This window comes from Frankia sp. Allo2 (assembly GCF_000733325.1).
GTDB classification, from domain to species: Bacteria; Actinomycetota; Actinomycetes; order Frankiales; family Frankiaceae; genus Frankia; species Frankia casuarinae.
Genome location: NZ_JPHT01000079.1, coordinates 1 through 4,767, shown reverse-complemented (window position 1 = coordinate 4,767; position 4,767 = coordinate 1). Strand labels below are relative to the sequence as shown.

Below are 4,767 nucleotides of genomic sequence, written 5' to 3'. Positions count from 1 at the left end.
CCCGGAACCGCCGTAGCCAGACCCTGACCATTCAAGCTCTGTAGCGGTGCACAATGTGCGTCGAGTCTACCATGACCTCGCCGAGGCGATCCATACCGGGGTCGAAGTGGAACCCAGCTTTAAGAATGGTTGGCAGGTCCACCGGCTTCTGGACACGATCGAACGTGCCGCCCGCAGCGGCAAGCGGCAGCGTCTAGACGACTAGAGGGAAAATGAGGTGACCGGTCAGCGTGGCGTGCCCACGTGCGGCGACCATGCTGGGATGCCAGGGTCGAGTAGCCGGGAGGCGAANCCCCNCCCGGCTACTCGACCCTGCCGCAGCCGCCAACTCGCCGCCGCCTGGCGCGCCAAGGAACTCCTGCGCGACGTGCTTGCGCTCGCCGCGCACCGCTCCGGCCGCCCGATCACCCGCTACGACGTCTCGCACGCCTTGACCAGGTTCTTCACCTATTGCGCCACCACCGGTGAGACCATCCCTGAAATCGTCACTCTCGCCGAGACGATCTCCACGTGGCGTGTTGAGATCGCCAACGCAGTCCTCTACTCCCTGTCCAACGCGGCCACCGAGGGCATCAACCGGCTCGTCAAGCTCGTCTACCGGATCGCGTTCGGCCTGCGCAACGTCACCAACCAGCAGCTCCGCGCCCGCTACTACGCTNCCCACGCANCCCGCCCCACCTGGCTACATACCGTCATCACCCCGCCGCAGATGCCGTGATCAGTCGACCACAGATTCCGGCGAACTGGGAAGAGCCCGATATCTGCACGCCGTCGACGTGGCCACGGGTCTGTCCAGGTAACGGCTCTGGTGCACATTCGGTGGTGACCGTGCGTTAGTGCCGGTGGGTGGGCGTCGGTCGGCCGTCTAATCGGGCAGCTCGGCGTCGGCACGAAGCCCGGCGATCTGCGGCGCGAGACGCCCAAGCCTCGTGATGCGGGGCGAAACGGGCGTCGGGCTGCTATTCACGTTGAGTCATCACCGAATCTAGGGCTTGCAGATTATTAACGCGCAGGTTTGATCTTTGGGGTGAGAGTGATCCCGTGGGCGGCGGCGTGAGCGGTCAGCTCGCTGAGGGTCTTGATCGGTGTCGGGGCTGGCGGGATCGGGGGGCCGTACTCGTCGAGTAACGCCTCTGTCTGGCGTTCCGCGTTGGTGATGGTGCCGGTTGAGACGCCGAAGAGGGTGGCCAGGGCGGGTTTGGGTGTGCCGAAACGGCGGCGGAGCACGGTGGTCAGGATCTGTTCGGCGAGGGTGAGCGCGGGTGGGTGGCCGGCGCCGGGCTTGCGGGTCGGGGGGCCGCCTCGGGCGATGTGCAGGGCCACCTCGCGTTGGACGCGGTGGGGCGCGGCCAGCGTGGAGATCAGCTGCTTCCAGGTGGCGGTATCGAGGCCGGTCAGCGCGGGGTGCGCCCACTCGGGGTGCGCGGGCTCGCGCGCCGGCGGCGGCGGTGGGGGCGGTGGAGCGGGCGGTTCGGGACGCAGCGTGTAGTTCCAGTCGCCGTGCCAGTCGTGGCGGTCGATCGGCAGTGAGGTCATCCGCTCGTCGCTGATTTTGATTCCGTCGGGGTAGGTGCCGGGATCGAGGGTGGCGGTCACGGTCAGCCCGGTGCGGGTGGTGGTCGCGGCGATGGTGTTGACGATGACCTCGTGGCTGGTCAGCGGCCTGCCGCGCCAGTGCAGCGTGATGTGCGAGAACAGCCGGTGTTCGATTTTGTTCCATTTCGACGTTCCGGGCGGGAAGTGGCAGACGGTGATCGCGAGCCCGGTCCGCAGCGCGAACGCGGCGAGTTCGGATTTCCACGCACGGGTGCGGTAGCCGTTGGAGCCGCCGGCGTCCGCGGTGATCAGCAGTCGGCTGGCGTTCGGGTAGGTGGCCTGGCCGGCCGTGGTCCACCAGCGGCGGATCGACTCGACGGCGAACGCGGCGGTGTCGTGGTCGGTGCCGACGTTCACCCAGCCGGCGTTGGCCGCCAGGTCGTAGATCCCGTAGGGGATGGCCTTGCCGAGCGCGGCGTCGGGGAAGTCGTGGGTGGACACCTCGGCAGGCTCGCCTTCGGGGCGCCACTCGCGGCCGCCGTTGCGGAACGTTCCGACGTTCTCCTTCTTCTTGGTGTCCACGCTGATCACCGGGTCGCCGCTGGCATGGTGGGCGCCGGCCTGTTCGGCGATGTACCGGAACTGGCCGTCGCGGTCCGGGTGGCGCTGNCCCTCGAGCGTCTTGGCGTTGCTCTGCAGGCTGAACTTCTCGGCACGCAGCAGGTCGGCGACGGTGTCAGGGCCGACCCGGTGGCCCTGACGGGTCAACTCTGCGGCCAGCACCCGGGTCGACTTCGTCGTCCACCGCAGCGGCGACATCGGGTCACCCCGCTCGTCGCGCTCGACCAGGGCCAACAGCGCCAGGCGTAGTCCCGGATCGAGATCGGCGGCGCGCTTACGCCCGCCGCCTGGCCGCCGCACCCGGCCCAGCGGCTCGCCACCCGCGTCCAACTCGTCGACGCCCGCCGACACGGTGGCCTCCCGGACGCCCGCGGCGGCAGCCACCAGCCGGATCCCGCCGTGTCCAAACGCCCGCGCCTCCGCGGCCATCAGCAGCCGCCGCTGCCGCTCATCGAGATGCGGAAAGATCACCTCGAACTTCGCCGCCAGCAGCTCCCGAGTGACCGCAAACCCGCCCATAGCAGAGGATCATGCTGCATCCTCGGAACCTACGGGTTATTTTCCGGCAGACTCTTATTGTGGTGCACCAGGTCCACCTCTTTTCTGATCATGACCTTGACCTGGGCGAATGTGGTTCTCGATCTATCATCTGAGTTCCAGCGCCATGCGATGGTGNTGGTCAGGGCGTCGCCAGCTGGTTCGAGTCCCGGCTGGACGACCGACCATATTGCGACCATGCGAACCGCCTGTCTGCCGAGTGCTGAGCGGCGGCGACGTCGGAGGACATCCGGGGTGGCCGTGGCCTTTCACTGGGTGACGGCGGCGCTGGCGCTCGGGTGGGTCCTGGCAGCCCGTTCGGCGCGCGGTTCATGGTGCCTGTGTCCGCGCCGACGGTGACCTGCCCATGGTGCGGGGCCCAGCAGGGCGAGCCAAGCGGCGGATGGAGGGTTCTATCCTGATCGGGTGTCGTCGGTGGAGATCCGCGTCTGCGAACAGACGGATCTTGATCTCCTTGACCGGTGCATCCCGGCGGCAGGCCGGAGGAGCTTTCACCGCCGACGGTTCGAACGGCAGAGCGTCGCCAGAGGGGACATACCTCGTCGCCTGGCTGGCTGGGCGGCCCGTGGGACATCTGCTGATCATCTGGACGGGTTGCGACGTCGACGAAGTGCGGCGGGAGACAGGCGGCTGTCCGGAGTTGAACGCGCTCGGGGTGTGGCCGCCGGAGCAGCGCCGGCACGGGATAGGCCGAGACCTTCTTCGTCACGCCGAGATGCTGGTCGCAGCGCATGGCAGCCGGACGGTCGGTNTTGGTGTGGCTGCCGACANCCCCGNGGCCGCCCGCCTCTACCGGCGACTCGGCTACGTCGTGCGGGTGCAACGCTATGTCGATCGCTGGACCTGGGTCGNTCAGGATGGCGTGGAACGCGAGGAAGCCGAGCAGACGAGTTTTCTCGTCAAGAGCCTTCCAGCAGCGCAGGCCTCTGGAGAGCGCGCAACGTGATCGACGTGCTCCAACCGACCCGTCGCTCCGGACGCGGCGTAGCGTGCCGCTCCGCGGATATCTGGAGGAACATGCTGTTTCNGCATTCGCTCGGTACCGCCGGCTTGCTGGAGGCGTCCTCGTCCGGTGTGGCCATCNCCGTTATGAGTCCGTCTGCTGTGGTACACGTGCCCTGAACTGGGCTGAGGCGGCTCGGTCGCCCCTGGGCGGCGGCGAGCGGCCTTGCTGGGCCCTGGGTCGCCACTGCGGTCCGGCGCCACAGTGCATCGACGGGCAGGCCCCACCCGAAACCACCCTTCGGGCTCTGCGAGTGCCAGCCCGTTTCGTATTACGATTGATGGGTGGAGATCCATCGGTCGGCCCGTAAGCATGGCGTCGCCGACGCGGACATCCTCCACGCCGCCGAGCGGTACGTCGTCGCCTACTCGCTGGACGACGACGGGCCACCCTGGCGTGAACTGCGGCTCGGCCCGGGCGGGGCGGGCAANCTGCTGGAGATCGTCGTCCTGCTCCTCGACGACGGCNCGGAACTGATCATTCATGCCATGCGGATGCGTTCCCAATACCGGGATCTCCTGCCGTGACCAAGGAGAGCGCACGATGACGAACAAGGAGACCGCCCGCCGGACGGCAGGCGGCGTACCCGTGACCGACGAGCTGGTCGAGGACCTGGCCGCCGAGGCCGAGACCGGCTACGACGTCGCCCACCTCCACCGCCGCGGCGGACGCCGGCCCCTCGGCTCCGCCCCGGGCGAGGTGGTCCCCGTCCGCCTCGACCCCGAACTGCGCGCCGCGCTCAGCGCCCGCGCCCAAGCCGAGCACACCAACGCCAGCGATGTCATCCGCCAGGCTCTCCGCGCCTGGCTCGACGTCGCCTGACCAGACCGGGTCATATCGCGCTCAGTGCGACCTCACGGCGCATCACATCTCCCGAACCCGACCACAAACCGTCGACCCAACCACGACACCCACGATCACGGTCGCGAGACGGGCCGAAGCGTCCGACACCACTAGGAGTTCGGGACATGTGTTCGATTCGCTAGATGACATAGTGACCGGTGCGGTCACTGGGCATCCTTCCTGGTGAGAGCCCGGGTAGCGACCGG

General features: G+C 68.2%; 5 protein-coding genes. 4 read left to right on the top strand and 1 reads right to left on the bottom strand.

The window, feature by feature from the left end; all coding sequences use genetic code 11:
* The first annotated feature begins 262 nt into the window (after positions 1-262).
* Complete coding sequence (locus ALLO2_RS22635) at positions 263-718, top strand: transposase (RefSeq protein ID WP_084588527.1); 456 nt, start codon at positions 263-265, stop codon at positions 716-718.
* Positions 719-1,002: 284 nt separating this feature from the next.
* Here ALLO2_RS22635 and ALLO2_RS22630 read toward each other — a convergent pair whose 3' ends face one another.
* Entirely contained in the window at positions 1,003-2,676 is a 1,674-nt protein-coding gene (locus ALLO2_RS22630) for an ISAzo13 family transposase (protein ID WP_023842218.1), read from the bottom strand.
* A 604-nt stretch (positions 2,677-3,280) separates the two neighbouring features.
* Here ALLO2_RS22630 and ALLO2_RS22625 point away from each other — a divergent pair.
* The 3 genes from ALLO2_RS22625 (at position 3,281) to ALLO2_RS22615 (ending at position 4,540) form a co-directional block, all read left to right on the top strand.
* Positions 3,281-3,661 carry a GNAT family N-acetyltransferase gene (locus tag ALLO2_RS22625; protein ID WP_232235294.1) on the top strand — a complete coding sequence of 127 codons (381 nt, stop codon included), beginning with the start codon at positions 3,281-3,283 and terminating at the stop codon, positions 3,659-3,661.
* A 341-nt stretch (positions 3,662-4,002) separates the two neighbouring features.
* Positions 4,003-4,245, top strand: coding sequence for a hypothetical protein (locus ALLO2_RS22620; RefSeq protein ID WP_035734654.1), 243 nt, complete (start codon positions 4,003-4,005; stop codon positions 4,243-4,245).
* A 16-nt stretch (positions 4,246-4,261) separates the two neighbouring features.
* Positions 4,262-4,540: a ribbon-helix-helix domain-containing protein gene (locus tag ALLO2_RS22615; RefSeq protein ID WP_011436317.1), complete on the top strand. Its 279-nt coding sequence runs from the start codon at positions 4,262-4,264 to the stop codon at positions 4,538-4,540.
* Positions 4,541-4,767 lie beyond the last annotated feature (227 nt).